Annotated in this window: 30 protein-coding genes and 1 tRNA gene; 17 read left to right on the forward strand and 14 right to left on the reverse strand. The window is 72.4% G+C overall.

Going from position 1 to position 26,655, the window contains the following annotated elements:
- Genes FIV44_RS15610 through FIV44_RS15640 form a run of 7 tightly spaced genes read left to right on the forward strand, consistent with a single transcriptional unit; the run spans nt 1 to nt 6,215 of the window.
- Entirely contained in the window at nt 1-885 is an 885-nt protein-coding gene (locus FIV44_RS15610) for a branched-chain amino acid ABC transporter permease (protein WP_141005232.1), read from the forward strand.
- Entirely contained in the window at nt 878-2,746 is a 1,869-nt protein-coding gene (locus FIV44_RS15615; protein ID WP_141005233.1) for a branched-chain amino acid ABC transporter ATP-binding protein/permease, read from the forward strand. The genes FIV44_RS15610 and FIV44_RS15615 overlap by 8 nt, the downstream gene beginning before the upstream one ends.
- The gene (locus tag FIV44_RS15620) at nt 2,743-3,432 is read left to right on the forward strand and encodes an ABC transporter ATP-binding protein (protein ID WP_141005234.1); all 690 of its coding nucleotides are present in this window, start codon (nt 2,743-2,745) and stop codon (nt 3,430-3,432) included. Before FIV44_RS15615 ends, FIV44_RS15620 begins: the two co-directional genes overlap by 4 nt.
- Nucleotides 3,413-3,829, forward strand: a complete 417-nt coding sequence (locus FIV44_RS15625; protein ID WP_141005235.1) for a nuclear transport factor 2 family protein — start codon at nt 3,413-3,415, stop codon at nt 3,827-3,829. Before FIV44_RS15620 ends, FIV44_RS15625 begins: the two co-directional genes overlap by 20 nt.
- Complete coding sequence (locus tag FIV44_RS15630; RefSeq protein WP_141005236.1) at nt 3,826-4,488, forward strand: nitroreductase family protein; 663 nt, start codon at nt 3,826-3,828, stop codon at nt 4,486-4,488. Before FIV44_RS15625 ends, FIV44_RS15630 begins: the two co-directional genes overlap by 4 nt.
- Nucleotides 4,485-5,222, forward strand: a complete 738-nt coding sequence (locus FIV44_RS15635) for an SDR family NAD(P)-dependent oxidoreductase (RefSeq protein ID WP_219996028.1) — start codon at nt 4,485-4,487, stop codon at nt 5,220-5,222. Before FIV44_RS15630 ends, FIV44_RS15635 begins: the two co-directional genes overlap by 4 nt.
- Before the next feature lie 27 nt (nt 5,223-5,249).
- The gene (locus FIV44_RS15640) at nt 5,250-6,215 is read left to right on the forward strand and encodes a hypothetical protein (RefSeq protein ID WP_141005238.1); all 966 of its coding nucleotides are present in this window, start codon (nt 5,250-5,252) and stop codon (nt 6,213-6,215) included.
- Nucleotides 6,216-6,218: 3 nt separating this feature from the next.
- On the opposite strand, the gene FIV44_RS15645 is transcribed toward FIV44_RS15640, so the two are convergent.
- From FIV44_RS15645 to FIV44_RS15655, 3 genes are all read right to left on the reverse strand, one after another.
- Nucleotides 6,219-7,001, reverse strand: coding sequence for an MBL fold metallo-hydrolase (locus FIV44_RS15645; RefSeq protein WP_181410603.1), 783 nt, complete (start codon nt 6,999-7,001; stop codon nt 6,219-6,221).
- Between the two features lie 95 nt (nt 7,002-7,096).
- The gene (locus tag FIV44_RS15650; RefSeq protein ID WP_246086460.1) at nt 7,097-7,795 is read right to left on the reverse strand and encodes a sterol desaturase family protein; all 699 of its coding nucleotides are present in this window, start codon (nt 7,793-7,795) and stop codon (nt 7,097-7,099) included.
- On the reverse strand, nt 7,792-8,514 hold the full coding sequence (locus FIV44_RS15655) for a FadR/GntR family transcriptional regulator (protein ID WP_141005239.1): 723 nt from the start codon (nt 8,512-8,514) through the stop codon (nt 7,792-7,794). Before FIV44_RS15655 ends, FIV44_RS15650 begins: the two co-directional genes overlap by 4 nt.
- A 144-nt stretch (nt 8,515-8,658) precedes the next feature.
- On the opposite strand from FIV44_RS15655, the gene FIV44_RS15660 reads away from it, so the two are divergent.
- Entirely contained in the window at nt 8,659-9,453 is a 795-nt protein-coding gene (locus FIV44_RS15660) for an SURF1 family protein (RefSeq protein WP_141005240.1), read from the forward strand.
- Nucleotides 9,450-9,797, forward strand: a complete 348-nt coding sequence (locus FIV44_RS15665) for a DUF3817 domain-containing protein (RefSeq protein ID WP_141005241.1) — start codon at nt 9,450-9,452, stop codon at nt 9,795-9,797. The genes FIV44_RS15660 and FIV44_RS15665 overlap by 4 nt, the downstream gene beginning before the upstream one ends.
- On the opposite strand, the gene FIV44_RS30560 is transcribed toward FIV44_RS15665, so the two are convergent.
- Nucleotides 9,794-10,144: a hypothetical protein gene (locus FIV44_RS30560; protein ID WP_181410604.1), complete on the reverse strand. Its 351-nt coding sequence runs from the start codon at nt 10,142-10,144 to the stop codon at nt 9,794-9,796. The two genes, FIV44_RS15665 and FIV44_RS30560, sit on opposite strands and share 4 nt — an antisense overlap.
- 165 nt (nt 10,145-10,309) lie before the next feature.
- Between FIV44_RS30560 and FIV44_RS15675 the strand changes: the two genes are divergently transcribed.
- Nucleotides 10,310-10,819 (forward strand): peptidylprolyl isomerase, encoded by a 510-nt coding sequence (locus tag FIV44_RS15675; protein ID WP_141005243.1) that lies wholly within the window; start codon nt 10,310-10,312, stop codon nt 10,817-10,819.
- A 10-nt stretch (nt 10,820-10,829) separates the two neighbouring features.
- Nucleotides 10,830-11,750: a rhomboid family intramembrane serine protease gene (locus FIV44_RS15680; protein WP_141005244.1), complete on the forward strand. Its 921-nt coding sequence runs from the start codon at nt 10,830-10,832 to the stop codon at nt 11,748-11,750.
- Between the two features lie 251 nt (nt 11,751-12,001).
- Here FIV44_RS15680 and FIV44_RS15685 read toward each other — a convergent pair whose 3' ends face one another.
- Entirely contained in the window at nt 12,002-12,508 is a 507-nt protein-coding gene (locus tag FIV44_RS15685; protein WP_246086461.1) for a cell division protein CrgA, read from the reverse strand.
- 44 nt (nt 12,509-12,552) lie between these two features.
- Between FIV44_RS15685 and FIV44_RS15690 the strand changes: the two genes are divergently transcribed.
- Entirely contained in the window at nt 12,553-13,359 is an 807-nt protein-coding gene (locus tag FIV44_RS15690; protein ID WP_141005246.1) for a DUF881 domain-containing protein, read from the forward strand.
- A gap of 17 nt (nt 13,360-13,376) precedes the next feature.
- Here FIV44_RS15690 and pknB read toward each other — a convergent pair whose 3' ends face one another.
- The 8 genes from pknB to FIV44_RS30565 all read right to left on the reverse strand — a co-directional run bounded on the left by pknB (nt 13,377) and on the right by FIV44_RS30565 (nt 22,543).
- Nucleotides 13,377-15,197: a Stk1 family PASTA domain-containing Ser/Thr kinase gene (pknB, locus tag FIV44_RS15695; RefSeq protein WP_425465176.1), complete on the reverse strand. Its 1,821-nt coding sequence runs from the start codon at nt 15,195-15,197 to the stop codon at nt 13,377-13,379.
- 83 nt (nt 15,198-15,280) lie between these two features.
- Nucleotides 15,281-16,819, reverse strand: a complete 1,539-nt coding sequence (locus FIV44_RS15700; RefSeq protein ID WP_141005248.1) for a serine/threonine-protein kinase — start codon at nt 16,817-16,819, stop codon at nt 15,281-15,283.
- Nucleotides 16,816-18,348 carry a peptidoglycan D,D-transpeptidase FtsI family protein gene (locus FIV44_RS15705; protein WP_141005249.1) on the reverse strand — a complete coding sequence of 511 codons (1,533 nt, stop codon included), beginning with the start codon at nt 18,346-18,348 and terminating at the stop codon, nt 16,816-16,818. Before FIV44_RS15705 ends, FIV44_RS15700 begins: the two co-directional genes overlap by 4 nt.
- A 55-nt stretch (nt 18,349-18,403) precedes the next feature.
- Complete coding sequence (locus FIV44_RS15710) at nt 18,404-19,663, reverse strand: FtsW/RodA/SpoVE family cell cycle protein (RefSeq protein WP_342778828.1); 1,260 nt, start codon at nt 19,661-19,663, stop codon at nt 18,404-18,406.
- Nucleotides 19,648-19,794, reverse strand: a complete 147-nt coding sequence (locus FIV44_RS33595) for a hypothetical protein (protein WP_342778829.1) — start codon at nt 19,792-19,794, stop codon at nt 19,648-19,650. Before FIV44_RS33595 ends, FIV44_RS15710 begins: the two co-directional genes overlap by 16 nt.
- 11 nt (nt 19,795-19,805) lie before the next feature.
- A complete protein-coding gene (locus tag FIV44_RS15715; protein WP_141005250.1) occupies nt 19,806-21,311 on the reverse strand; it encodes a PP2C family protein-serine/threonine phosphatase in 1,506 nt (501 codons plus the stop codon).
- Between the two features lie 10 nt (nt 21,312-21,321).
- A complete protein-coding gene (locus FIV44_RS15720; protein ID WP_141005251.1) occupies nt 21,322-21,786 on the reverse strand; it encodes an FHA domain-containing protein FhaB/FipA in 465 nt (154 codons plus the stop codon).
- On the reverse strand, nt 21,779-22,543 hold the full coding sequence (locus FIV44_RS30565) for an FHA domain-containing protein (protein ID WP_181410605.1): 765 nt from the start codon (nt 22,541-22,543) through the stop codon (nt 21,779-21,781). The genes FIV44_RS15720 and FIV44_RS30565 overlap by 8 nt, the downstream gene beginning before the upstream one ends.
- Before the next feature lie 194 nt (nt 22,544-22,737).
- Between FIV44_RS30565 and FIV44_RS15730 the strand changes: the two genes are divergently transcribed.
- A tRNA-Leu gene (locus FIV44_RS15730) sits at nt 22,738-22,821 on the forward strand.
- A gap of 113 nt (nt 22,822-22,934) precedes the next feature.
- Here FIV44_RS15730 and FIV44_RS15735 read toward each other — a convergent pair.
- Nucleotides 22,935-23,693, reverse strand: a complete 759-nt coding sequence (locus tag FIV44_RS15735) for a hypothetical protein (protein ID WP_141005252.1) — start codon at nt 23,691-23,693, stop codon at nt 22,935-22,937.
- A 382-nt stretch (nt 23,694-24,075) separates the two neighbouring features.
- Between FIV44_RS15735 and FIV44_RS15740 the strand changes: the two genes are divergently transcribed.
- The 4 genes from FIV44_RS15740 (at nt 24,076) to FIV44_RS15755 (ending at nt 26,650) form a co-directional block, all read left to right on the forward strand.
- Nucleotides 24,076-24,726 (forward strand): UbiX family flavin prenyltransferase, encoded by a 651-nt coding sequence (locus tag FIV44_RS15740; protein ID WP_141005253.1) that lies wholly within the window; start codon nt 24,076-24,078, stop codon nt 24,724-24,726.
- Nucleotides 24,702-25,388 carry an MFS transporter gene (locus FIV44_RS33230; protein WP_181410606.1) on the forward strand — a complete coding sequence of 229 codons (687 nt, stop codon included), beginning with the start codon at nt 24,702-24,704 and terminating at the stop codon, nt 25,386-25,388. The genes FIV44_RS15740 and FIV44_RS33230 overlap by 25 nt, the downstream gene beginning before the upstream one ends.
- Nucleotides 25,385-25,771 (forward strand): MFS transporter, encoded by a 387-nt coding sequence (locus tag FIV44_RS33235; RefSeq protein ID WP_181411269.1) that lies wholly within the window; start codon nt 25,385-25,387, stop codon nt 25,769-25,771. Before FIV44_RS33230 ends, FIV44_RS33235 begins: the two co-directional genes overlap by 4 nt.
- A 204-nt stretch (nt 25,772-25,975) precedes the next feature.
- Nucleotides 25,976-26,650 (forward strand): GntR family transcriptional regulator, encoded by a 675-nt coding sequence (locus tag FIV44_RS15755; RefSeq protein ID WP_141005256.1) that lies wholly within the window; start codon nt 25,976-25,978, stop codon nt 26,648-26,650.
- Nucleotides 26,651-26,655: the final 5 nt, after the last annotated feature.

The following is a 26,655-nucleotide window of genomic DNA, read 5'->3' on the forward strand; positions in this document are numbered from 1 at the left end:
GTGACCCTGCTGCTGTCCACGGTGATCGCGGGCCTGCTGATGGGCGCGGTCTACGCCCTCGTCTCGGTCGGGCTGGCCCTGGAGTTCGGGGTCATGCGGATCATCAACTTCGCCCACGGCTACTTCGTGATGCTCGCGATGTTCGTGGCCGCGGTCCTGTGGCGGCAGTGGGGCATCACCCCGTACGAGGCGCTCGTCGTCTTGGTCCCGGCGGGGTTCGTCCTGGGCGTGCTGGTGCACGGCCTGGTCATCCACCCGTTCGTGCGCCGGGGCTCGACCGGACTGGTCATCGCCCTGGTGACGCTGGCGCTGTCCGTGGTGGTCGAGCAGGGCGTCGTCGCCCTGCTCGGCTCGGCGCCGCGCAGCGTCGCGGTCTCGACGGCCGGCTTCTCGCTCCTCGGCATCGACGTCAGCGGACCCCGCCTCGTGGCGGCCGTCGTCGCCCTGGCCGCCCTGGTCGTGCTGGGCCTCGTCCTGGGCCGTACGCGCTGGGGCAGGTTCGCCCGCGCCGTCGCCCAGGACGCCGAGTCGGCCCGCACCCAGGGGATCGACCCCACCCGGGTCGCGGCCGTCGTCTTCGGCGTCGGCACGGCGATGGCCGCGGTGGCCGGAGCCGCGCTGGTCACCTTCCTGCCCGCGACCGCCGAGGGCGGCCTCACCCTGTCCCTGGTGTCCTTCGTGATCGTCGTCCTCGGCGGTCTGAGCAGCTTCGCCGGCGCCCTGGTCGCCGGACTGGTCATCGGCGTGACCACGAGCCTGGTCGGCTTCTACTGGGACCCGGCGCTCCAGGTGCCCAGCTACCTGGTGATCCTGGTCCTCGTCCTGGCCCTGAGACCACAGGGACTGTTCGGAGACAAGGCGGACGCGGGTGAGATCCATGCCTGAGCGCGTCAGCCGACCCCGGCTCGCCCGTCGGGTGCGCACCTCCCACGGCGTGGCCTTCGGGCTGGCGGTCGCCGTCGTGTGCGTCCTGGTGCTCGCCAACGTGAGGTTCGTCTACGCGTTCCAGCACACCCTGCTCCTGACGGTGGTGTTCGGGACCGCCGCGACCGCCTGGGGCCTGTTCGCGGGCTTCGGCGGCCAGTTCTCCTTCGGCCACGCGGCCCTCTTCGGGCTGCCGAGCTACCTGGCTGTCGTCATCGGCGAGGACCTCGGGATCCCGCCCCTCGTGGCCCTGGTCGGCGCGGCCGCTCTCACGGCTCTCGTGACCGCCCTCGTCGTGTTCCCCGCGCTCCGCCTGCGGGGCCCGTACTTCGCACTGGTCACCTTGGCGCTGGCCGAGCTCACCCGACGCCTGGTCAACCTGGAGCGGGCCCACACCGGCGGCGAGGACGGTCGACTGATCGCCGACACCGGTGACGGCCTGCTTCATCTGGCAGCGCCCAGCGAGCAGTCGTACCTGGTGTGGGGCTCGGTTCTCCTCACGCTGAGCGTCACGGGCTGCTGGGTCTTCCTGCGGACCAGGACCGGGCGCGAGCTGCAGGCGCTGCGCGACGACCCGGACGTCGCGTCGACCACGGGCGTCGACACCACGCGGGTCAAGCTCGTCGCGTACGTCATCTCGGCGTTCCTGACCGGACTGGCCGGAGGGATCCTCGCCTACAGCTCGCGGATCATCGCCTCCGACGCCCTGCTCGGTCCGGCGATCTCGATCTCCATCCTGATCTTCGCCGGCGTCGGCGGCATGCGCTCGGTGTTCGGGCCGGTGATCGGAGCCTTCGCCCTCGTCAACCTCGAGGAGCTGCTGCGGGTCGGCGTGGGCGCCGAGGAGCCGCAGCTCTACCGGATCACCTACGCCGTGCTCTTCGCCCTGGTGCTGTACTTCCTGCCACGAGGCCTGGCGAGCATCCGCGTCCCCGAGCGGGTCCTGCGTCGGCTGCGAGAGGAGGAGCCGCCGAGCACGGGAGGTCATCCGGACCTGTCGGCGTCGGCGGTGCGGGACCTGCTCGACGACCTGAGCGAGCTGGAGCGGCGCCCGCAGGGGGACGACCGGTCCAGCCACCTCACGGTGCGCGGCCTGACCAAGCGGTTCGGCGCACAGACGGTCAACGCCGACATCGACGTCGAGATCCCGCAAGGCAGCTGTCTGGCGGTGTGGGGCCACAACGGGAGCGGCAAGTCGACGCTGGTGAACCAGCTCGGAGGCCAGCTGCGCCCCAGCGCCGGCCAGATCCTGGTCGGCACGGACGACATCACCACGCTCCCGCCCCACCGCCGTGCGCGGCTCGGCATCGTCCGCGCCTCGCAGCAGGCCCGCCACTACGACGAGCAGACGGTCCTCGACAACCTGCTCACCACCCTCTACACGACCAAGAGGCTCCGGCCGCTGGTGCAGGCCGACCACCGGCGCGCCGTCGGCCTGGTCGAGCGGGCGGTGGCGGCCGTCGGCCTGCCGGCGCAGGCCATCACCAAGAAGGCCGGCGAGCTCAGCACCGGACAGCGCAAGAAGCTCGAGCTGGCGCGGGTCCTCGTCGGACACCGGCCGCGGGTGATCCTGCTGGACGAGCCGACGGCGGGCGTCGACCGCGCGGGCGTGCCGCAGATGGCGGAGACCCTGCGAGCGCTGAGGGACGGGACCGGGGCGACGATGGTCGTCGTCGACCACGACCGGGAGTTCCTGCTCGCTCTCAGCACCCACGTGCTGACCCTGGCCGGCGGGCGGGTCGTCAACCACGAGGCGACGAAGGACCTCGGACCGGACGACTGGCCCGAGCTGGTCCTGCAGTCCTCGGGAGGAGCATCATGAGCGAGCTGCTCAGGGTCGAGCACCTGGCCGCCGGGTACGGCCGGCTGCCCGTGCTCTTCGACGTCAGCTTCAGCCTCGAAGCGGGCGAGGTCGTCGCCCTCGCGGCGGGCAACGGCGCCGGCAAGAGCACCCTGCTGGCCGCGATGTCCGGTGTGCTGCGGCCGGTCACCGGAGGGCGCGTCGAGTTCCGCGGCCGTGACCTGAGCCGGGTGCCGGCCCACCTCATCGCGCGGCAGGGCCTGGTCCACGTCCTCGAGCGACGGCGTCTCGCGCCGTTCATGACGGTGCTCGACAACCTGCGGCTCAGCGAGGCGACCGTCGCCCGTGTCCGACGCGCCGCCTGGCGCCGGCGGTTCGAGGAGGCTCGGGAGAGTCACGAGCTGCTCCGCTCGCACGGCGAGCGCAAGGCGGGCGAGCTCTCCGGCGGACAGCAGCAGCTGGTGGCGGTGGTGCGCGGACTGCTCGCCGAGCCCGCCGTGATCCTGCTGGACGAGCCCTTCCAGGGCCTCGACCTGCACGCGGCGAGCCAGGTGTGCGCCGTCCTCGAGCAGGCCGCGGGTGCGGGCACCGCGGTGCTGCTCACCGAGCACCGGGCCGAGGTCGTCACGGGTCTGGCCCACCGCACGCTGCACATGGACCGTGGCCGGATCGTCGACGAGGAGTCCCATGTCGCCCAACCCGTCTGAGAGCCGGACCGTGCCCGCCTACGACGCCGTCGTGGAGCTGCACGCCCGCTACGCCGACACGCTCGACCGCAAGGACGTCGCCGGACTGGCGGCCTGCTTCGCGCCGGACGCCGTCCTGGTCGTCGGTGAGCAGGTGGCCGCCGAGGGCGGGAGGACGATCGCGGAGCGTCTGACGTCCCGCTCCGACCCCGCCGTCCTGCACATCCCGTTCCCGCCGGCCGTGTGCGGCGTCGAGGGCTCCCGGCTGCGGACCCGCTCCTACTTCCAGCTCGTCGACACCCGCACCGGGCGGATCACGGCGCTGGGGACCTACGAGGACGAGATGACCTCCACCGACCAGGCCGTGGTGCTCACCCGCCGCTCGGTGACCTATGCGTGGAAGGAAGCGACACCATGACCGAGCCGGCATCCCTGGACGCCCACGAGCTGCTCACCACCACCCGAGCCGTTCGCCGGCGCCTGGACCTGGAGCGCGCCGTACCGCGTGAGCTGGTCGAGGAGTGCGTGCAGATCGCGCTGCAGGCCCCCTCGGGCGGCAACCGCCGCGCGTACCGCTTCGTGGTCGTCGACGATCCCGAGCAGCGTGAGCGGGTCGCCGCGGTCTACCGCAAGGCGTTCGAGATCTACCGGGCCGGACCCACCGTCGCCACGAAGGCGTTCGAGGGCGACGCGGAGCGCACGGCCGTGCAGGAGCGGGTCTTCGACTCCGTCGAGCATCTCGCGCGCAACCTGCACCGGGTCCCTGCCCTCGTCATTCCCTGCATGGCCGGGCGCGCCCAGGACAAGCAGACCGTACGGGCGCAGGCCGGCTTCTGGGGGTCGGTGTTCCCGGCCGTCTGGAGCTTCCAGCTGGCCGCGCGCCAACGCGGCCTCGGCACGGCCCTGACGACCATGCACCTGGAGTTCGAGCGCGAGGTCGCCGACGTGCTCGCGATCCCCCATGACGAGTACACCCAGGTCTGCCTGCTGCCGCTCGCCTTCACGACCGGAGGCGGATTCCGCCCGGCGCAGCGGGAGCCGGCCGAGCACTTCCTGCGATGGAACAGCTGGACGTGAGTCGTCTGGCGGGTCGCGTCGCCCTGGTCACCGGCGGCGCTTCCGGGATCGGGCGCGCCTGCGCGACCCGACTGGCCGGGGAGGGCGCGCGGGTCGTGGTCGCCGACGTCGACGAGGACGGCGCGCGCCGTACCGCCGGCATGCTGGCGGGCGAGGAGCACCGTGCCGTCCGCGTCGACGTCACCTCCGAGGCGGAGGTGAGCGCGCTGGCGGCGAACCTCGCCGAGACGGAGGGCACGCTGCACGTCGCCGTCAACTGTGCCGGTCGCGGTGGTCCACGCCGAGCGCTCGCCGACACCGGCCTCGACGAGTGGCGTGGAGTGCTCTCCCTCAACCTCGACGGGGTCTTCCTGTGCCTGCGGGCAGAGCTGTCGCTCATGCCTCCCGGAGGCAGCATCGTCAACATCGCCTCGGTCATGGGCGTCGTCGGCAATCCGGGATCGGCCGCCTACACGGCCTCGAAGCATGCCGTCGTGGGGCTGACGAAGGCCGTGGCGTGGGAGTACGCCGACCACGGCGTACGCGTCAACGCGGTCGGGCCCGGGTTCACCGACACCCCGCTCCTGTCCGCCGACTCCGTCGCGCACCGCGAGCAGATCGCCGAGCGCCACGCCCTGGACCGGTTCGCCGCTCCCGAGGAGATCGCCGGCGCGGTCGCGTTCCTGTGCTCGGACGACGCCTCGTTCGTCACGGGCGCGTTCCTGCCGGTGGACGGCGGCTTCACAGCCCGTTGAGGTCGGCGTCATGGCAAGATTCGGCGCGTGAGTCGTGTGGGGAGTCTCGGTGCAGCGCTGGCCGGTGCCCTCCTCCTGACGGCGTGCAGCGGCGACCCCGAGCCGGTGCACCAGGCGGTGCCGAAGCCGGAGGTCGCCGTCACCGAGTACGACGCCTCGAAGGAGCCCTCCGCGGCGGTGCTCGCGCTCGTGCCCGCGGCCGCGACGACGCTCGAGGTCACCGACTTCGACCAGCTCCGCCTGGTGCTGGGGTTCTCGACGCTCGGCGAGGCCACGCCGCCGCCGGAGCGTGAGCGGTTCTGGCAGCGGGTCCCGCGGACGGCCGCCCTCTCCGAGGGGCTGCTGCGCCCGGTCGACCAGCGGCTGCGCAACCAGTTCGGGATCAGCCAGGACGATGTCGCCTGGGAGGCCGCCTGGTCCGCCGACGGCGCCGACCGGGGCTGGGTGCTCGCCTTCCACGACGACGTGCCGATGGCCGCGATCCGGCGCGCCGTCGAGGCGGGGGTCGGGCCGCTCGCGGGCGCGGTCGTCGACGACGACCGGCACCTGGTGACCTCGGCCGCGCCACCGGCGGCGGCCGACTCGTGGGGCGCCGACCCAGCGCTGGTCGCGCTCACCGGCGCCGAGGCCGTGTCGACGTACGTCGAGCGCGGGTGCACGCCCTTCGACACCGTCTTCGGCGCCGGCATGGAGGAGCAGCTCGCCGCCGCGCCGGCCGCGGCGCTGCACGGGCTCGACGAGCTCGACGCCTGGTCGGTGGCGCTCGGGACCGAGCTGGTGACCGTCCAGCTGGGCGAGGGCCGCAGCGACGCCTTCGACCGGGTCCGGCTGGCCGACGTGATGCCGCCGACGGACCCGGAGTTCGGGCTGGTGATGAGCCGCGGCGTCGCGGATCCGTCGACCGGGCGGCTGGGCTACGTGCTCGCCGATCCGCCCGCCGCGGCGCGCCTGACCCGCGAACGGCACCTGCCCTTCACCGTCTGCCCGAGCTGAGCGTCAGCCCGCGGCGTGGGCCGCCAGCTCGTCGTACTGCGCCTTGTCGTGGGCGCAGATCACGGTGACCTCGTCCGTGCCGCGGGCCAGGTCCTGGAGCCGCTCGAGGTTGGCCACGCGCTGCCGGTTGTCGACGGCCATCAGCCGCTGGAAGGCGGCCAGCGACACCGGGCAGGTCGGCGGGTCCTGCAGCTGGCCGCCGTGGAAGAGCGCGTCCCCGGCGTGGAGCAGCCAGTGCCCGTCGTCGCGGCGTACGGCGACGCCGGCGTGGCCGCGCGTGTGACCGTGCAGCGGGATGACGACGACGTCGTCGCCGAGCGCCGTGACCGACGCGAAGCCGTACCAGTCGTCGCCGCCCTCCTCGTGCAGCGTCCACTGCGGGGAGTGCGCCCACTGGCCGGCGACGTAGCGGGCCCTCTCGCGCAGCGAGGGCCGGGTGGCGGCCGCGTGCTCGGTGGCGTGGACGTGCACCCGGGCGTTCGGGAAGTCGCCGATGCCGCCGGCGTGGTCGAGGTCGAGGTGGGTGAGCACGATGTCGGTGACGTCGGCCGGGTCGTGGCCGCGGGCCCGCACCTGCGCCAGGGCGGTCTCGCCCGGGTCGAGGGCGGGCCGCACGGTGGTGAGGAACGGCCGGCCGAGCCGCCTGCGGTCGGCGAGGTCGCCGGTGCCGAAGCCGGTGTCGACCAGGGCGAGCCCGTCGGGGCGCTCGAGGAGCAGCACGTGGGCGACCATCGTGGGAGCGAGGGCGGGCCTCATGGTCGCGCAGTTGAGGTGGGAGATCCGCACGGCGTCAGCGTGTCATGGTTTGGCCGAGCGCGTCTGCGACGCAGCGCAGGAAGCAAGCTTCTGGCGATCGTCTCCCGCCGCGCTGCCGGCGCGTGTCACAGCTGGAGGTCGTGGAGGCGCTGGACCGTCGGCGAGGTGGGCACCGTGCTCGGGTCGGGCGCGGTGCCGAACAGCCGGTCCGCCGTACCCGCGCTGGTGACGGTGAACCAGTAGTGCTCGCTCTTGTAGTGGTGGAGCCGGTGGTTGCGCCAGATCGTGCGGTACCACGCGGACTTCGGGCGGTAGTCGCTGTGCAGCAGGTAGTGGGTCCACTCGTAGCCGGACTTGATCGCGTAGACGGCGGTGAGCAGGGTGAGCATGGCGGTGGTCGTGGGGGTGACCAGCCAGGCGAGCAGGGTCCAGGTCGGGGCGAGCCAGAGCTGAGCCTGCCAGGGGATGAAGACGAGCGGGATCGCGCGCGGGTCGGCGTGGTGCGCGCGGTGCTTGCGCGCGAGCAGGGGGTCGAGGGTGAGCGGGCCGAGGCGGCGCGGCCTCCAGTGCAGGATGAAGACGTGGACCACCCACTCCACGACCGGCAGGATCGCCACCAGCCCGAGCGGGATCGCCAGCTCCCACCACGACCCGGGGCCGGCGAGCACGCGGCCGGTGACGGCGGCGGCCAGGCACGTGCCGAGGAGGTACGGGCTCGGGTGGTGCCAGAACTCGCGGAGCACCCGGCCCATCGAGAGGCTGGTACGACGGGCGTCGGTCTCGACCTGTCGGGCGGCGTACGCCTCGACCTCGCGGGGGCTCACCGGTCGTCCCCCATCGCGGCGAACGCGCCGAGCAGCGTGTCGGCCGTCGGCGTGAGCACCCGGGACGCCGCGGCGCGGGCCGTGGGGGCGTCGCCCGCGCGGACGGCCGCGGCGAGCAGCCGGTAGGGCTCGGCCTGGCCGACCTCGCCGGCGAGGATCGTCGCGAGCGCGGGCAGCGCGGGCTCGTAGGCGGCGCGCAGGCTGTTGAACATCATCCGGAACACCATCGAGTCGGCCCCGTCGACGAGCAGGTCCCAGTAGTCGAGCGCGAGCACCTGCCAGCGGACCGCGTCGGTCGTGCTCGCCATCTCCTCGGTGACGGCGTCCAGGCTCGTCGCCAGCGCCGGTCCGCCGCGCTCGGCAGCGAGCGCCGCGATCCCGGGACCGACCTCCGCCCGGGCCTCGATGATGCTGCGCCCGATCGAGGTGTCGAGCGTGCCGCCGCGGACCAGCAGCCACGGCAGCAGGTCGAGGCCGGCGGCGCGGCGGAAGTCGCGGACCAGGGTGGTGCCACCGTGGCGTACCTCCACCAGCCCGGTCTGCGCGATCCGCTGCAGCGCCTCGCGCACGGCGGGCCGGGAGATGCCGAGCACCTCGGCCAGCCGGCGCTCGCTGGGCAGCGGCTCGCCGGCCGCGAGCTCGCCGTCGACGACATCGTCGAGGAGCTGGTCGAAGACCTGGTCGGAGACCGAGCGTCGGGTCACGGGTCGGAGGGCCATGCCGGCCACCGTAGGCCGTCGTGGTCCGGTGGTCAAGTGGTCTGACCAGTGCACGAATGGGCGGAGACTGCAGGTCCGCGGCCCTGAATTGCGCGGTTTGGTCCCCAACCGCACATGGTCAGACCAGCCACGTAGGCTGCTGGCGTGGTGCGCTGGTGGAGCATGCGGTTGTGGGTCGCCCACCTACTCGGGCTCCTCTGCGTCGGGATCGCGATCGGCATGGGCGGGTGGCAGTACGACGCCTGGCAGGCCCGCCGGGCCGCCGAGCGGGTCGACCTGACCCACGCCGCCCCGGTCCCGATCGGCGACGTGATCGGGCCCGACGACCCGTTCCCGACCGCCGGGCTCGGCCGCCCCGTCGAGGTGCGCGGCACCTTCCTGCCCGAGGGCACCGTCCTGGTGTCCGGCCGCGCCGACGCGGCCGGCGCGGACGGCGACTGGCTGGTCACCCCGCTCACCGTCGGCGACCCGGCCGCTCCCGCCGTACCCGTCGTCCGCGGCTGGGTCCCCACCGGCACCGACCTCACCGCCCTGCCCGCCCCTCCGGCCGACGAGGTCGAGCTGCGCGGCTGGCTCCAACCGCCGGAGGGCAGCGGCCAGGTCGACGACGACCGGAGCGACGACGTCCTGCCGGAGCTGCGGATCGCGGAACTCGTACAGCGCGTCGACCAGGACCTGTACGGCGCCTACGTGGTCGCCGAGGAGCCGCTGGCCGACGACGCGGCCGCCGGGGTGGCCGGCGCGACGCTCGACCAGCTGCCGCAGGCCAGCCGGTTCACCGGGCTGCGCAACATCCTGTACGCCGTCGAGTGGTGGGTCTTCGCGGCCTTCGCGGCGTTTCTGTGGTTCCGCTACGTGCGCGACGCCACGTCCGGCGGGGACGCCGAGGAGGCCGACGCGGCGGCGGCCGAGGGCGCCGTCGTACCCTCGGACCCGTGACCAAGCTCTTCAACGTCTACCGCGTGCTCGCGCTCGTGGTCGGCGTGCTCCTGCTCGTCGGCACCGTCGGCTCGCTGCTGAAGTACCTGCTCGAGGACGGCACCACGCTGCAGCGGCTCGGTGACGACCTCACCCCGATCTGGCTGGTCCACGGCTGGATCTACATCGTCTACGTCGTCGTCGCCTTCCTGCTCACGCAGAAGGCGCGCTGGACGATCCCCCAGCTGCTGCTGATGCTGGTGGCCGGGCTGGTGCCGGGCCTGATCTTCTGGGTCGAGCGCCGGGTCGCCCACCAGTTGCGGGCGGACCACCCGGAGCTCGCCCAGGACCAGGACGCGCGCTAGCTCTGCGGCTCCTCCGGGAGCGGGTCGGTCAGCGGGTCCGGCGGCGGCGGGACCTGGTCGGGCAGGTCCTGCGGTACGTCGTCGGGTGCGTCGATCGCCGGGTCGACCGCCTCGGGGGCGTTGTCGACGAGCAGCTCGTCGGGCGCCGAGGTCTCCGGGACGGGCGGCGCGGGCGGTGCGGGCGGGGTCGGCGGCTCGGGGGGCAGCGGCGGCGTGGGCGGGACCGGGTCCGGCGCCGACTGCCACAGCGACGCCTCGTCGGCGCCGCCGCCCTGCAGCCTCTTCGCCACCGCCGCCACGAGCGCCCCCAGCGCTCCGAGGACCACCAGCTTCTTCAGCGTCTTCATCCCGAGCTCTCCTTCGCCGTGCCGTGATCTCAGCCCCGGGTCGGGCCGACGGCTCCATCCCACCACGTCCCCCGCGGCAGGTACACCCGACCTGCCTGTGGGCCGTCAGTAGGATCGAGGTCGTTCCGCATCACATCCCCGACCAGCCGGAGACGAGGCACTTTCATGGCAGAGCAGCAGGCCGTCCTGAAGACCAACAAGGGCGACATCACGCTCAACCTGTTCCCGAACCACGCGCCGGAGACGGTGGCCAACTTCACCGGCCTCGCCTCGGGGGAGAAGGCGTACGACGCCGGCAACGGCCGCAGCGGCAAGTTCTACGACGGGCTCACCTTCCACCGGGTCATCCCGGGCTTCATGATCCAGGGCGGCTGCCCGCTCGGCACCGGCACCGGCGGCCCGGGCTACACCTTCAAGGACGAGCCGCACCCCGAGCTGGTCTTCGACAAGCCGTACCTGCTCGCGATGGCCAACGCCGGCCCGGGCACGAACGGCTCGCAGTTCTTCATCACCGTCGGCCCGACCACGTGGCTGAACTTCAAGCACACCATCTTCGGTGAGGTCGCCGACCAGGCCGGGCGCGACGTCGTGGACGCCATCGCGGCCGTCCAGACCGGTCGCAACGACGCCCCGGTCGAGCCGGTCGTCATCGAGTCCGTCGAGCTCGTCGGCTGACCCACCTCCCATGAGCACCCCTCCGGTCGGAGTGCCGACCTGCTACCGGCACTCCGATCGCGAGACCTGGATCCGCTGCCAGCGCTGTGATCGTCCGATCTGTCCGGACTGCATGCGCGAGGCCGCCGTCGGCTTCCAGTGCCCCGACTGCGTCGCCGAGGGCCGGCGCTCGGTGCGCCAGGCGCGGACGGCGTACGGCGGCCAGATCTCCGCCAACCCCGGCGTCGTCTCGATGGTGCTGATCGGCATCAACGTCGTCGTCTGGGTGGCCGTGATGGCCACCGGGCGCTACGGCGGCCGGCTCTACGAGCTGTTCGCGCTCGCCCCCGCGGGCTCGTGCCGGGAGAGCGACGGCGGCTACTACCCGTTCGTCGACCAGGCGAGCTGCCAGGCCGGCGCGACCGCGCACTGGGTCGACGGGGTCAGCGACGGCGCCTTCTGGCAGCTGCTCACCTCGATGTTCACCCACGTCGAGCCCTGGCACCTCGGCTTCAACATGGTCGCCCTGTGGGTGCTCGGCCCGCAGCTGGAGTCCCTGCTCGGCCGCGGCCGCTATCTCGCGCTGTACCTCGTCTCCGGCCTGGTCGGCTCGGTCACCGTGTACTGGCTCTCCGCCGAGCAGACCACCACCGTCGGCGCCTCGGGCGCGATCTTCGGCCTGATGGGCGCGCTGGTGGTCGTCGGCCTCAAGGTCGGCGGCAACGTGCAGACCCTGCTGGTGTGGATCGGCATCAACGTCGTGCTCACCTTCACCCTCGCCAATGTGTCCTGGCAGGGCCACTTCGGCGGGCTGGTCGGCGGCGCCGCGATCGCCGCGGTCCTGGTGTTCGCCCCCAAGGAGCGGCGTACGACGGTCCAGGCGGTCGGTCTCGGCGCCATCGGCGTCGCGCTCGTCGTCGCCGCGGTCCTCCGCACCCTCGCCCTCGCCTGACCCGGCGCGAACTGACCCGCCAAACGCGCTGACCCGGCTCATCCTTACCTCCGTGCGAGGTAAGGATGAGCCGGGTCAGCGTCATTCCGAGGTAAGGATGAGCCGGGTCAGCGGTTCTCCCCAGGATTGTCCACACCTGGGGAGAACTACACGCATGTGATTCCTCCACATCGGTGGACAACTCTGTGGAAAAACAGACCGCGCCGGCCGGACCGCGAGGGTCCGCCGGCGCGGCGCACGCCAGGGGCCGGCTATTCCCAGCGGGTGGCGAAGGCGAAGCCGACGGCCATGAAGGCGATGCCGACGAAGAGGTTCTTCTGCCCGAGGTCGTTGAAGATCGGGATGTCCTTGGGGTCGTTGCCCGTCAGGAAGATGTAGAAGACGCAGATCCACAGCAGCCCGATGACGAAGCAGGCGAGCATGCTGACCACGACGCCGCGGCCGCGGCCGAGCGGGGTCTTGGGGTGCGCGGCGACCATCAGGCCGAGGAAGAACGCGATGAACCCGATCAGGTAGTTCTTGCCCTCGAGGTCGGCGAGGAAGGAGGGACCGCCCGGCTGGCGCACCTTGCCCTTGGCGTCGATGCTGCCGAAGCCGTCGGTGGGGCGGATGCCGAAGTAGTAGTAGAGGATCAGGGCGATGCCGCCGAGGATCAGCAGCAGCGCGATGGCGAACCTCACGCTGATCAGCGGGCCGCGATCCGGGTCGCCGAAGACCTCGCGCTCCTTGCGCTTCGACAGGCGGGACGACTTCGCCACGGGTGGCTCCTCGATCAGGTTCATGGGTGGTGGACACTGTCAGTATGACGGGTGCCCACGCCGGAGGTACGACGGGCCGCCGCCCCGAGGCGAGCCGGCGCTCACGCGCGTGGCGGGTGGGCACGCCGGTCGTCGTCCTCCTGAGTGGTGCGCTGCTCGCCGTGTCCGCCACCAACAGCGAGGGCTCCGACCTGCGGCCGGGACGCTACGCCGACCTCGCGAGCCTGGTCGAGGGCGAGGCGGCGGACTACCGCAAGGTCGAGGACCGCTACCAGGACCTGTCCGACCAGGTCGACCGGCTCACCGCCGCGGTCGGCGACAAGGGCGTCAAGCAGGCGCGGCGCGAGATCGCCAGCCTGCGCGACCCGGCCGGGATGACCCCCCGGACCGGGGAGGGCCTGCGGATCACCCTGTCCGACGCCCCGGAGGACCAGCTCGAGGAGGCGGTCGAGCGCAACAAGCACCTCGACCCGGAGGAGCGCCTCAACCTCAACCGGTTCGTGGTGCACCAGCAGGACATCCAGGCCGTCGTCAACGCCCTGTGGGTGGGCGGCGCCAGCGCCGTCACCATCGCCGGGCAGCGGGTCATCTCGACCACCGGCATCCGCTGCAAGGGCCCGGTGGTCCAGCTGCAGGGCCGTCCGTTCCCGCAGCCCTACGTCATCGAGGCGGTCGGCGACCCGAGCGAGCTGTACGCCTCGGTCGCCGGCGACCCCATCGTCAGCGGCTACCGCAAGGACGCCGACAACCCGCTGATCAGGATCGGCTGGGACCTGGACTTCGAGGACCGGGTCGAGGCGCCGGCGTACGACGGCGTGGTCGACCTGCAGTACGCCCGGCCGCTGCGCTGAGCTGTGCGGGCCGGCGCTCAGCCGCGTCCCCGCCGGCCGGGCCACGACCGGCCCAGCGGGTTGAGCGGGTCCGTCCCGGCGGCGACCTCGTCGCCGTCGCTGACGCCGTCGCCGTCGGTGTCCGGGTTGGTCGGGTCGGTGCCCCGGGTGACCTCGTCGTCGTCGGGCAGGCCGTCGCCGTCGGTGTCGGTGGGCGGGGCCGGCGGCGGCTCGTAGGTGGAGATGAAGATGATGATCTCCGTGCCCTGGGGCCGGGTGCCGTTGGCGGGGATCTGCTCGGTGACCCGGCCCTTCTTCTGGCTGGAGTCGTCCGCCGAGGCGTTGCGGACGACGGGGACGAACCCGGCGTCCTTGATCGCCTTCTCCGCGGCGGCCTGCTTCATCCCGACCACGCTCGGCACCGTCTCCGGGCCGTCGGACACGCACAGCTCGACGGTCGCGTCCCGGTCGACCATGGTGTTGGGCGCGGGGGTCTGCTCGACGACGGTGCCCTTCTCGTCGTCGGTGTCGCACTCCTTCTCGGTGATATTGCGACGGGTGATCCCGGCGCCGGTGAGGGTCTGGATGGCGTCCTTGCGCTTCATCTCGATGACCGACGGCAGCGCGAACTGCCCGGGACCGAGCGAGACGACGAGGTTGATCTTCGAGTCCGCCGGCACGTAGTCGTCGCCCTCGGGATCCTGCTCGATCACCAGGCCGGCCTCGATGACGTCGTCGTTGCGGACGGTGACGGTGCCGACCTCGAAGCCGGCGTCGCCGATGGCGTTGCGGGCGTCGTCCTCGGTCATCCGCACCACATTGGGCACCCGCACCGGCGGCGGCGTGTTGTCGAAGAGCCGCGGCCAGACGAGGTACGCCGTGGCGATGATCGCCGCGATCAGCAGCCCGAGCACGACCCACAGGCCGACCCGGCTGCGGCGCTCGTCGTCGCGGTTCGGGGGCAGCGGGGCCCGGATCGCGGTCTCGGTGTGGCTCGCCGGCGCCTCGGCGCGCGGCGCGACCACCGAGGTCTCGTTGGTCACCGGCGGCAGCACGGCCTGCACCGGCCGGCCGGCGAGATAGCGCTCGATGTCGGCCCGCATCTGCGCCGCCGACTGGTAGCGGTCTTCGACCCGCTTGGCGAGCGCCTTCATCACGATGGCGTCGACCTCGGGTGGGAGGTCGTCCTCGTGCCGTGAGGGGGGTACGGCGGGCTCCCGGACGTGCTGGTAGGCGACCGCCACGGGGGAGTCGCCGACGAACGGAGGCCGTCCGGTCAGCAGCTCGTAGAGCAGGCAGCCGGCGGAGTAGACGTCGGAGCGGGAGTCGACGGTCTCGCCGCGGGCCTGCTCGGGCGAGAGATACTGCGCGGTGCCGACCACGGCCGCGGTCTGGGTCATCGAGGACTGGGCGTCGCTCATCGCGCGGGCGATGCCGAAGTCCATCACCTTGACGTCGCCGGACGGGGTGAGCATCACGTTGCCGGGCTTGATGTCGCGGTGGATGATGCCGGCGCGGTGGCTGTAGTCGAGGGCCGAGAGCACGCCGCTGGTGATCTCCAGCGCGCGCTCGGGCAGGATCTTGCGGCCCTCGCGGAGGATGTCGCGCAGGGTCCGCCCGGCGACGTACTCCATCACGATGTAGGGGACGACCTCGGTGCTGCCGTCGGCGTGGCCGGTCCGCTCCTCGCCGGTGTCGTAGACCGCGACGATCGCCGGGTGGTTGAGCGAGGCGGACGACTGGGCCTCCCGCCGGAACCGGGCCTGGAAGGTCGCGTCGCTGGCCAGGTCGGTGCGCAGCCGCTTGACCGCGACGACGCGGCCGAGCCGGGTGTCGGTGCCCTTGCGGACCTCGGCCATGCCGCCGCGCCCGAGCAGCTCGCCGAGCTCGTACCGCCCGCCCACGACGGGCCGGTCGGCCCCGGGCTCGTGCGGAGGTGTGGTCACTGGGCACCGCCCGTCGGGGTCGTGGGAGCGGTGGTCGGGGTGGTCGGCTCGGTGGGCTGGGTCGGCTGCGTGGTCGGCGTCGACGGCTTCGGCCCCCAGTAGTAGACGACGACCGCGTCGCCCTCCTCGAGCGTGCCGTTGCGGGAGAACCGGGACACGGTGCCCTCGTCGCAGTCCCCGTCGTTGGCCTGCGAGTCCTGCTCCCAGGTGACCTTGAGGCCCTTGCCCCGCAGGTCGCTGACGGCGTCGCGGTAGTTGCTGAAGCAGGTGTACTGGTCCTCGTCGACGTCGACCGTGCGGGGCGCCTCGGAGGTCGGCTCCGTCGTCGGCTCGGTGGTGGGCTCGGAGGACTCGGTGGTGGCCTCGGACGTGGGCGCGGAGCTGGTCGTGTCGTCGACGACCGGGGTGTCGTCGTCCTTGTTGCCGAGCAGCAGGATCGCCGCGATCACCGCGATGACGACCACCACGATCACCGCGATCGCGATCGGCCAGGGGGACTTCCGCTCGTCGTCGCCGGACTCGTCGCCGGCGTACGCCGACGGGCTGTCCAGGCGCTGCATCGGCTCGGAGCCGTGCGCGGCCGAGGTCGCCGAGGTCGGCGTCGGCACGGGGGCGGGCACCGGCGGCACCACGCCGGTCAGCACCCGGGTGTGGCCGTCGTCGGGCTCGTCCGTGGCGGCAGCGGCGGCCACCTCGGGGGCGCGGAGGGCGGCGGCGAAGGCCGCGCCGTCGGCGTACCGCTCGGCGGGGTCCTTGGCCAGCGCCCGCCGGACCACCGCGGCCAGCGGACCGGGCACGCTGGGCGGCAGCTGCGGCACGGGCTGCTGGAGGTGCGCGAGCGCGGTCGCGACCGGCGTCTCGGCCTCGAACGGACGGCGCCCGGCCAGGCACTCGAAGGCGACCACGCCGAGGGAGTAGACGTCGGAGGCGGGCGTCGAGGGGTTGCCGCGGGCCTGCTCGGGGCTGAGGTACTGCGGCGTGCCCATCACCGAGCCGGTGCGGGTCAGCGCGACCGAGTCGAGGGCGCGGGCGATGCCGAAGTCGGTGATCTTGACCGTACGGTCGGAGGTGACCAGCAGGTTGGCGGGCTTCACGTCGCGGTGCACGATCCCGGCCCGGTGGGCGACGCCGAGCGCGTCGGCGGCCTGCGCCATCAGATCCTGCACGACCCCGGTGTCGAGGGTGCGGCCGCTCGCGCGGGCGTTGGAGAGCAGCGTGGACAGCGGCTGCCCGTCGACCAGCTCCATGACGAGGTACGGCGGCAGGTCGTCGCCGTCCTCGCCGGCGCCGTAGTCGTAGACCCCCGCGATGCCCGGGTGGTGGAGCGCCGCGGCGCTGCGCGCCTCGCCCTCGAAGCGACTGCGGAAGGTCGCGTCGTCGGCGTACTCCGGCTTGAGCACCTTGACCGCCACCGGCCGGCTCAGCCGGGTGTCGGTCCCACGCCACACCACGCCCATCCCGCCCGTGGCGATCATGGAGTCCAGGCGATAGCGACCGGCCCGGTCGGCGTACCTGCTCTGCCCAGCGTCGGTCACTTGTTCAACACCGCTTCCATCACTGCCTTCGCGATCGGACCACCGAGCTGGCCGCCCGCGATCTCACCGCACGCCCGGTCGGGCGCCTCTTCGATCATGACTGCCACCGCCACCTCCGCGTTGTCGGCGGGGGCGAAGGAGACGAACCACGCGTACGGCGGCTTGCCGCCCGCACTGCACAGGGAGTCGCCGCGCTGGGCGGTGCCGGTCTTGCCGGCGACCTTCACGTCGTCGATCCGCGCGGGGGAGGCGGTGCCGCTCTCCACGGTGGCGACGAGCAGGTCGGTGAGCTCGCCGGCGGTCCGCGCCGACACGGCGTGGTCGTTGAGGACCTCGGGCTCGGTCGTGCGCAGCACGTCGAACCCGGCGGTCTGCACCTGCTCGACCAGGTAGGGCCGCATCAGCGTGCCCTGGTTGGCGATCGCGGCGGTGACCATGGCCATCTGCAGCGGCGTCGCCTGGACGGTGTTCTGGCCGATGCCGGTCTGCGCGGTCTCGGCGAGGCTCAGCTCGCGGGTCCCGCCGCCCTCGGACTCCGGCACGTCGACGCCGGTGGGGTACACCGACTGCACCTGTCCCTGGAGGTCGAGCAGGGAGGAGTTGTTGAAGCCGAACGCCTCGGCCTGCTCCCGCATCTTCTCCGGGCCGACCTCGACCGCGAGCTGCGCGAAGGTCGTGTTGCAGGAGAACTCCATCGCCGTCGCGAAGCCGATCTTGGCGGGGCTGCACTGGCCGCGGCCGTCGTTGCCGATCCGGTGGGTCGTGCCGGGCGGCTGGTAGGTCGCGCCCGCGGGGACGTCGTCGCCGACGTGGTACTTCCCCGACTCGATCGCCGCCGCCGCGGTCACCAGCTTGAACGTGGAGCCCGGGAACAGCCGGGTCCGGATCGCCCGGTTCAGCAGCGGCTCGCGGTCGTCGCCGTCGAGCGCCTGATAGGTCTCCGACGCCTTCGCGGAGTCGTGGGTCGCCAGCTCGTTGGGGTCGTACGACGGGTAGCTGGCCATCGCGAGGACGCGACCGGTCTTCGGCTGGATCGCCACGACCGAGCCCTCGCCCTTGGGGCCGAGGGTGTCGCGGAGCCCCTCGAACGCGGCCTTCTGCGCGTCGGCGTCGAGCGTGAGCACGACATTGCCGCCCTGGGCGGTCTCGCCCTTGAGCAGGTCGACCAGCCGGGTCACGAACAGCTGGGGGTCCTCGCCGGTGAGCACGGCGTTCTGGCTGCGCTCGATCCCGGTCTGGCTGCCGAGCTGGAGATAGCCGGTGACCGGCGCGAACATCCGGGCGCCCGCCTCGGGGTAGACCCGCAGGTACTTGTAGCGGTCGTCGGACGGCTTGCTCGTCGCCACCGGCTGGTCGCCGACCAGGATCTGGCCGCGCTCGCGGCTGTACGACGCCTCGGCCACGCGGGCGTTGCGGGGGTCGGTGTTGTAGTCGTCGGACTTCCAGAACTGCACGTAGGTCACGTTCGCCATCAGGGCGAGGAACAGGAACATGCAGAAGATGGAGACGGCGCGGATCGGCTTGTTCATCGCAGCGATGCCCTCCTTCCGCGGGGCGTCGCGTAGCAGGACGTGCGGGAGGAGGTCATCGCTCTGACACGACCTTGACGACCTGGGTGGCCTGCTCGTCGGGGTCCGTCTCGGCCTCGGCGGCGAGATCGGGCAGCGGCCGCCGGGCCTGGTCGGAGATGCGCAGCAGGATCGCGATGATCACCCAGTTCGCGACGAGGGACGAGCCGCCGTACGACAGGAAGGGCGTGGTGAGACCGGTCAGCGGGATCAGCCGGGTGACGCCGCCGATGACGACGAAGACCTGGAGCGCGAAGACCGCGGCCAGGCCGGTGGCGACCAGCTTGCCGAAGCCGTCGCGGGAGATCAGCGCCGCGCGCAGGGCGCGCTCGACGACGAGTCCGTAGAGCAGCAGGACGGCCATCACGGCGGTCAGGCCGAGCTCCTCGCCGATGGCGGCGAGGATGAAGTCGGACTCGACGTACGGCACCCGCTGGGGCATGCCCTCGCCGAGGCCGCGCCCGACCAGGCCGCCCCAGGCGAAGCCGTAGAGCGCCTGGACCAGCTGGTAGCCGCTGCCGTCGGGGTCGGCGAACGGGTCGAGCCAGATGTCGACGCGGCTCTGCACGTGCCCGAAGATCCGGAACGCGGCGGTCGCGCCGCCGAAGAACAGCAGGCCGCCGACGATCAGCCAGCCCGGCCGCTCGGTGGCGACGTAGAGCATGACGAGGAACAGGCCGAAGAACAGCAGGCTGGAGCCGAGGTCGCGCTGCAGCACGAGGATCCCGAGGCTGACCACCCACATCATCAGGACCGGGCCGAGGTCGCGGCCGCGCGGCAGGTCGACGAACACCACGCGGCGGCCGGCCAGGGCGAGCGCGTCGCGGTGGACCACGAGGTAGCCCGCGAAGGTGATGACGAGCAGCATCTTCGCGATCTCGCCGGGCTGGAAGCTGAACGGGCCGAGCGAGATCCAGATCCGGGCGCCGTTGATCTGGGTGCCGAGGCCCGGGAGCATGGGCAGGATCAGCAGCACGATCGCCGCCAGGCCCGAGGTGTAGGTGAACCGGGCGAGCAGCCGGTGGTCCGGCAGTGCGATGAGCGTGCCGACGAAGAGCGCGACGCCGAGGGTCATCCAGGTCAGCTGCTGGCTGGCAAGGCCGGTGTCCTTGGCCAGGTCGATCCGGTGGATCACCGCCAGGCCGAGGCCGTTGAGGGCCGCCACGACGGGCAGCAGCACCGGGTCGGCGTACGGCGCGACGATCCGCACCACCACGTGGGCCGCGACGACGAGGATGGTCAGCCAGCCGCCGTACCCGATCAGGTTGGTGGGCACCTCCCGTCGACGCCGAGGCCGACGGCGGCGTAGGCGCCGATGCCGACGATCAGGGCGAGGACGAGCAGGAAGAGCTCCGCGCCCCGCCGGCGGCGGTGCACGAATCCCATCAGCGCGGAGTTGGTGGCCATGGCTGCGCGCCTCACCGACCGTCGGGGGTGAGGGTCGTCAGGTCGGCCGCGCCGCCCTCCGCCGGCGGCGAGAACGGGGACGCGTCGTCCGGGTTGGTCGTGGTGGGCGCGGCCGGCGTCGTCGGGCTCGGGGTGGTCGTGCCGCTGCCGGACTGCCGGCCGTTGGCGCCGATCCGGGTGATCGCCTCCCGGGCCCGCTCGACGCTGCTGTAGATCATCGCGCCGTTGCGGACCTCCTCCTGCGTGGACTCCTGGAGGTCCGCGACCTCCAGGTCGGAGACCTCGTAGACGTGGGAGAGCCCGGGGACGTCGACGCCGCGGTAGATCACGACATAGCCGTCGTCCACGCCCACGTAGTACTTCTGCTGGCTCCACCAGTACGCCGTGCCGAGGGCGATCCAGGCGATGCCGAGCACGATCGCGGCCGCCAGCAGCCGGCGCGCCCAGGCGAACCGCGGCGGAGCCTGCGGGGCGTAGCGCAGCGCCTCGGGGTCGACCAGCGGGTCCTCGGGGATGGCGTACTCGACGCCCTCCGGGATCTCCGCGGTGATCGGCTCGAGCTCGCCGGTGTCGCCCGAGCGGTGGCCGCGGAACAGGCCGCGGGGACCGCGGCGCTGCCGGAGGTCCGCCGCCGCGCCGACCACCATCGGATCGGCCGGCGCGTGCTCGGAGGGGTCGACCACGTCGGCCACCACGCAGGTCACGTTGTCGGAGCTGCCGGCGTCGAGGCTCGCGCGGACCAGCTCGATCGAGGTGAACTCCGGGGTGCCGTCGGTCAGCAGCGTGGTGATCCGGTCGTCCTCGAGCACCCCGCACGCGCCGTCGCTGCACAGGAACAGCCGGTCGCCGGGCAGCAGCTCGAGCGCGAACAGGTCGGGCTCCACGTCGTGCAGGCCGTCGAGCGCCTTGAGGATCAGGTTGCGGTGGGGGTGGACCCGCGCCTCGGCCTCGGTGATCCGGCCCTCGTCGATCAGGCTCTGCACGAAGGTGTGGTCGTTGGTCAGCTGCGACAGCTCGCCGTCGCGCAGCAGGTAGGCCCGCGAGTCGCCCACGTGGCCCACCGCCAGCCGCTGCCCGTCGAAGAGGGCGACCGTGGCCGTCGTGCTCGTGCCGTTGAGAGCGGGGTCCTGGTCGACCTGCGCGCCGATCGAGACGTGCGCCTCGTGGAGGCCGTCGTTGACCCGGTCGATCACGTCGACCGAGCCGGGCGGCTCGTCGAGCTGGCGCAGCTCGCCGATCGCCGTACCGGAGGCGATGTCGCCGCGCGCCGCGCCGCCCACGCCGTCGCAGACGGCCAGCAGCCACGGCCCGGAGTACCCCGAGTCCTGGTTGTCCTTGCGCACCCGGCCGACGTCGGAGACGGCGTACCCGTCGAGCTGGAGCAGCGGCCGCGTCGACGGCAGGGGTACGTCGATCGTGTCGGGCTGCGGGTCGTGCGGCAGCTCCGGCTGGGCGTCGGGGACGGGCACCTCTTCCGTCTCCGGGGCGGCCGAGGCGTCGTTGCCGGGGTCGGTCATGCGGCCATGCCTACTTCCTCAGCTCCACGATGGTCTTTCCGATCCGGATCTGCGAGCCGAGCCCCACCGGGACGGGCTGGGTGAGCCGCTGGCTGCCGAGATAGGTGCCGTTGGTGGAGCCGAGGTCCTCGACGTACCACTGGCCGCCGGACTCCACGATCCGGGCGTGGCGGGTGGACACATAGTCGTCGTCGAGGCGGATGGCGGCGTCGTTGCCGCGGCCGATGAGGACCGGGGCCTGGGAGAGGTCGGCGACGATGCCGGTGTTGACGCCCTGGACCACCTCGACCTTGGTCGGCTGGCCGCGGCGGGGGCTCGCCGGCTTCGGCGCGCGCGGCTGCTTGCCGGGGGCCGCGGGCGCGGGCACCCGGGCCCCGAACATGTCGGAGCGGATCACCGAGATCGCCGACAGCACGAAGATCCACAGGATCGCGAGGTAGGCGATCCGGACCAGGAACAGGGTCAGCTCAGACACCGTCCACCACCTGACCTGTCTCGTGGCTCGTCTCCTGGAGCAGTCGGAGGACGAGCGAGGTGTGGCCGATCTGGACGCGGGAGCCGTCGCGCAGGTGGGCCCGCGCGACCTTCTGCCCGTCGACCCGGATGCCGTTGGTGGATCCCATGTCGTGCACCTCGACCTGGACGGGGCGGTCGCCGGGCGTCGTACCGGAGGTGGGCGGGTCGGCGGTGATCAGGAACTCGGCGTGCCGCCGGCTCACGCCGGGGTCGTCGATCCGCAGGTCGGCCTCGCTGCCCCGCCCGACCACCAGCCCGGGCGCCTGCAGCGGGTGCTGGGTGCCGTTGACCTCCAGCACCGCGCGGGTCCGCTGGCTGCTGCTCCGCCGGCTCTGGTCGGTCACCGCCGCCTCGGCCTGGCTGCGCACCCGGAACCGCCCGGTCCCCAGGTCCTCCGCCGACTCGAACACGATCCGGATCGGCCCCGGGAAGACGTACGACTGCAGCTCCGCGTGCTCGGTCAGCTGCGTCGTCAGCTCCCGCTCCAGCGCCGAGTCGTACGGCGAGAGCCGCTCCAGGTCCCCGTCCGACAGCTCCACCACGAAGCTGTTCGGCACCAGCCGCCGCTGCCGCGACAGCACCTGCGCCTTGTTGTCGAGCTCCCGCTGCAGCGCGGCCGCCACCTCCACCGGCTGGACGGCACTGCGGAAGGTGCGCGCGAAGACGCCGGAGATCGCCTGCTCCAGGCGCTGCTCGAACCGCTGCAGTCCTCCCACGTCGCTGCCCTCCTCTCCGCACGGCTCGCTCGTTCGCCCGCCCGACCTGACGGGTCCCCCGATCGTATCGGTGGCCCCCCGCCCGCCCCGGGACCTTCGCCGCCTCCCCGCCTGCCACCCGGCGAGGCGGCGCAATGGTCGGCGCCCCGTTTTGGGTGACGGGTCGTGACTGGGATAGCCTTGCCGGGCTTCACGCGCGAGTGGCGGAATAGGCAGACGCGCACGGTTCAGGTCCGTGTGTCCGAAAGGACGTGGGGGTTCAACTCCCCCCTCGCGCACGTCGAGCAACAGGGGCCCTGACCAGCCAAGACGCCGGTCAGGGCCCCTGGCCATTTCCCCCGGATATACGCACTTGTGCCCATCGGGGATGTGCCGGACCCGCGCTGCACCCTCAACGCAGCAGCGAAGGAGCACCGATGCGCACCCCGAGAAGGTCAAGAACGCCGCCGGCCGGCCCAGCTTCCGGGTCCGGTTCAGGTACAGGCGACGCGCTGACCACCCCGAACGGACGGCCCGCACTGAACCTCAGCAGCCGGCGCTCTCCAGCCGCGCCAAGGGGCCGCACCGGCCGCCCGCCTGCACTGCAAACGACCGGGCGGGCGCCGTGGGCTGCGTCACACCCGTTGTCCGACTGACCGTCCACCTCCGCTGCAAGCAACCCGCTCCGCCCGCGCAGTGGGTACTGAGACGGAGCCGAGGAACCTAGTGGGAGGCGGAGGAGAGGTCGCCGATCGCCATCACGGTCCCGAGCACCGGCGCCGATCAGCGCCCTGGGATATCGGATGCCGCGTCGTCGTAGGCGGTTCGCGCTTATGTCGATGCCGCGAGCGACGACAACGTGGCTGACGACGCTGAGCGCCGTGGCCCCGCCCACGATCAACCACTGCCGTCGGATGCCCCGCGGCTCCATACCCACCTGTCCGTTCGGGTCCTCGGCGATCTCGCGTAGGTCTTCCGACGCCGCCCGCGGGAGCGACTGCGCGTCCTGATCACGCTCGGTGGGGATGAAGCCCGCGACAGCGACGCCGAGGATGCCGGTCTTCAACGCGATGCGCGCCGTCTTCCCTGAGGCGACATCGGGAACTGCGATCCATGACGCGACGGCGGCGCCGTTGATCAGTGCTCGGGAGATATCGAACGCGGATCGCACAGCCCGGAGCCTACGAGCCGTCGCCAATCCGTCACAACGCCGATGATGGCTCCGGCACGCGACCCCGGGTTGGTACCGGGTAGGTCCGTCACGCGACAGGTCCCGACGACCACGAGACGCCGGGACCACTGTCGATCTTGACGCTGACAGACCACACCGCCCTGGCTTCGCTGGTCCCACACGCCAGGAGGGGACCCCGGCCGAGACGGTGGCCCATCACCCAGCCGGGGGACCCTCGACATCCAGTCCGTCACCGTCGCCGCGACCTGGTCGCCTCGATGACCATCCGCGAGGGATAGCGACCGAGGATCACCGGGAGGCCGCTGATCCCGGCGACCCAGAATGCTAGGTGATCGGTAATGTATCAGAGTAGGGTGCGGCCATGGCCTCCTACGAAGAGCACCGCCGACCGCGCCGCATCGTCGTGGGCATCTCGGCGGCGACCGGTGCGGTCTACGGGGTCCGGGTGCTCGAGAAGCTCGCCGAGGCGGGCGTCGAGTCCCACCTGATCATCAGCACGTGGGCCCGCCGCACGATCGAGCACGAGACCGGGGCCACCGTCGCGAGCGTGGAACGCCTGGCGAGCGTGGTCCACCGGCCGGGGGACCAGGCCTCGGTCCTGTCGAGCGGCTCGTTCCGCACCGACGGGATGATCGTGGCGCCCTGCAGTGTCCGGTCGGTGGCCTCGATCGCGCACGGCGTCGCCGACAACCTGCTGCTCCGGGCGGCCGATGTGACCATCAAGGAGCGCAAGCCGCTGGTCCTGATGGTGCGCGAGACGCCGCTCAGCGTCATCCACCTCGAGAACCTGACGCTCCTCGCGCGCGCCGGCGTCACGATCTTCCCGCCGGTGCCGGCCTTCTACGGCCAGCCGGGCTCGATCCGGGACATCGTCGACCACACGGTGTCCCGTGCGCTCGACCAGCTGGGGGTCGAGGACGATCAGGCGCACCGATGGGACGGCCGACTGGACCGGCCGGCCCGGGTGGACGAACCGGCAGCGTCGCTGTGGCCACCGAAGACCGTCGGCTGAGCCGACGGCAGCTCCTCCTCGCCTACGCGATCGGGGGGTTCGGGCTGTCGATGAACGCCCAGATCGTCCTGCTGATCCCGCTCCAGGCGCGGGCCATGGGCGCCGGATTCGACCAGGTCGGCCTGATCGTGGGCTCGGGCTCGCTCGCCGCCGCGTTGTCGTCGGTCGCCCTGGGCTCGCTCGTCGACCGGCTCGGGCCGCGGACGTGCTACCTCCTGGGCACGGGATCGTGCGCGATCCTCTCCGCGGCCTACATCGTGCCGTCCACGTTCTGGTGGTTCCTGGCCCTGCAGCCGTTCCTGGCCCTGAGCCGGACACTGGGCTGGGTCGCCTCCCAGGCCTACATCTCCGACGTGGGAGCGCCGTCGGAGCGCGCGACGCACGCGGGCCGCTTCAGCTTCTGCTCCAACGTCGGCCAGCTGGCGGGCCCGCTGCTCGCTGGCACGGCCGCGGAGACCGTCGGGCTCCGATGGGGACTGGCGGTCCCGGCGGCGTACGCCCTGGTCTTCTTCCTGCTCGGCCTGCGTCTCCCCAACGGCCATCGGGGCGGGGCTCGGGCCGGGCGGAGGCGGAGCAGGTCGAGCGGGCCAGTGCGCTGGAGCTGCTCCGCGAGCCCGGCCTCCGGTTCGTCCTCGTCGCGACCTTCGCGCGGATCTGGGTGACGATCGTGTTCACCACGTTCCTCCCGATCCTGCTGGCCGAGCGAGGTGTGGGCGCCGGCCTGATCGGCGTGGTCATGTCGCTGATGGGCATCGTGGCGACCGCGGCGGCGCCGATGGCGGGCCCGCTGTCGCGATGGACGGGCTCGGAGGCGCTGGTGGCGACGGCGAGCGTGGGGTGCGGCGCCGTGGCCCTGGTCCTGACGCCGGTCCTGGCGCCGACGTGGCTGGTGTTCGTGCTGCCGTGCCTGGTGGGCATCGGCGTCGGGCTGAGCCTGCCCTTGTTGATGGGGTCGTCGCCGACTCGACGCCGCCCAGCAGCCTGGGCGTCGCGATGGGGCTGCGGAGCCTGGCGAACCAGACGGCGTCGACCTCGGGGCCGGTGATCATCGGACCGATGATCGGCGCCCTCGGCGTGGCGGTGGGGTTCGCCACCGCTGGGGTCGGCGCTGGGTGTGTACTCGTGGCGGCGTACGCCGCCTTCGCCCGAGGGCGACACGGTTTCGATGCGCCGGCGGGACAAGAGAAGTCCCGTTGACATGTAATGCATTAGATGTCAGGATCACAACGACAGGAGAAGGAGGCTGCCGATGACGACTCTCGGATCGTTCTCAGCGACCGACGCCGCCACGGAGCACATTCGCGAGCGGATCATCAGCGACGAGCTGCCGGCGGGCACCAAGATCAAGATCGACGAGCTGGCCGTCGAGCTCGGCATGAGCCGGACCCCGGTCCGCGACGCGCTGACCCGGCTGCAGTCCGAAGGCCTGGTCCGGATCGTCTCCCGCGTGGGCGTGTACGTCCGGGAGATCACGCCGGAGGAGGTGCTCGAGGTCTACACGCTCAAGGAGTCGCTCGAGCCCGTCATGGCCCGGTGGGCGACCGAGCGGTCGTCCGAGGAGGAACGGCAGGCCTTCTACGACAGCGCGGCGGACCTGCCCCGGATCGCGGCCCAGGGCGACAGCGCGGCCTATATCGAGCTCGTCGTCAAGCGGCGCCTGCGCATGCTCGAGCTCGCCCGCAGCGAGGTGCTGTCCGGGATCATGCGCCAGATCGACGAGCGGGTCCGGATCCTGCGCAACCGCAACCTCAGCCAGCTGGAGCGGCTGGAGGCCTCCCACCGCGAGCACCAGGCGATCGCGGAGGCGGTCCGCGACGGCGACGCGGAGCGGGCCGGCGAGCTCATGGGCGACCACGTCCGCTCGGCGCGCACCTCGCTGATCGCCCTGATCGAGCACGGAACGTTCGGCAGCACATCCCCATGAGAAGG

Source organism: Nocardioides humi (assembly GCF_006494775.1).
Classification (GTDB): Bacteria; Actinomycetota; Actinomycetes; order Propionibacteriales; family Nocardioidaceae; genus Nocardioides; species Nocardioides humi.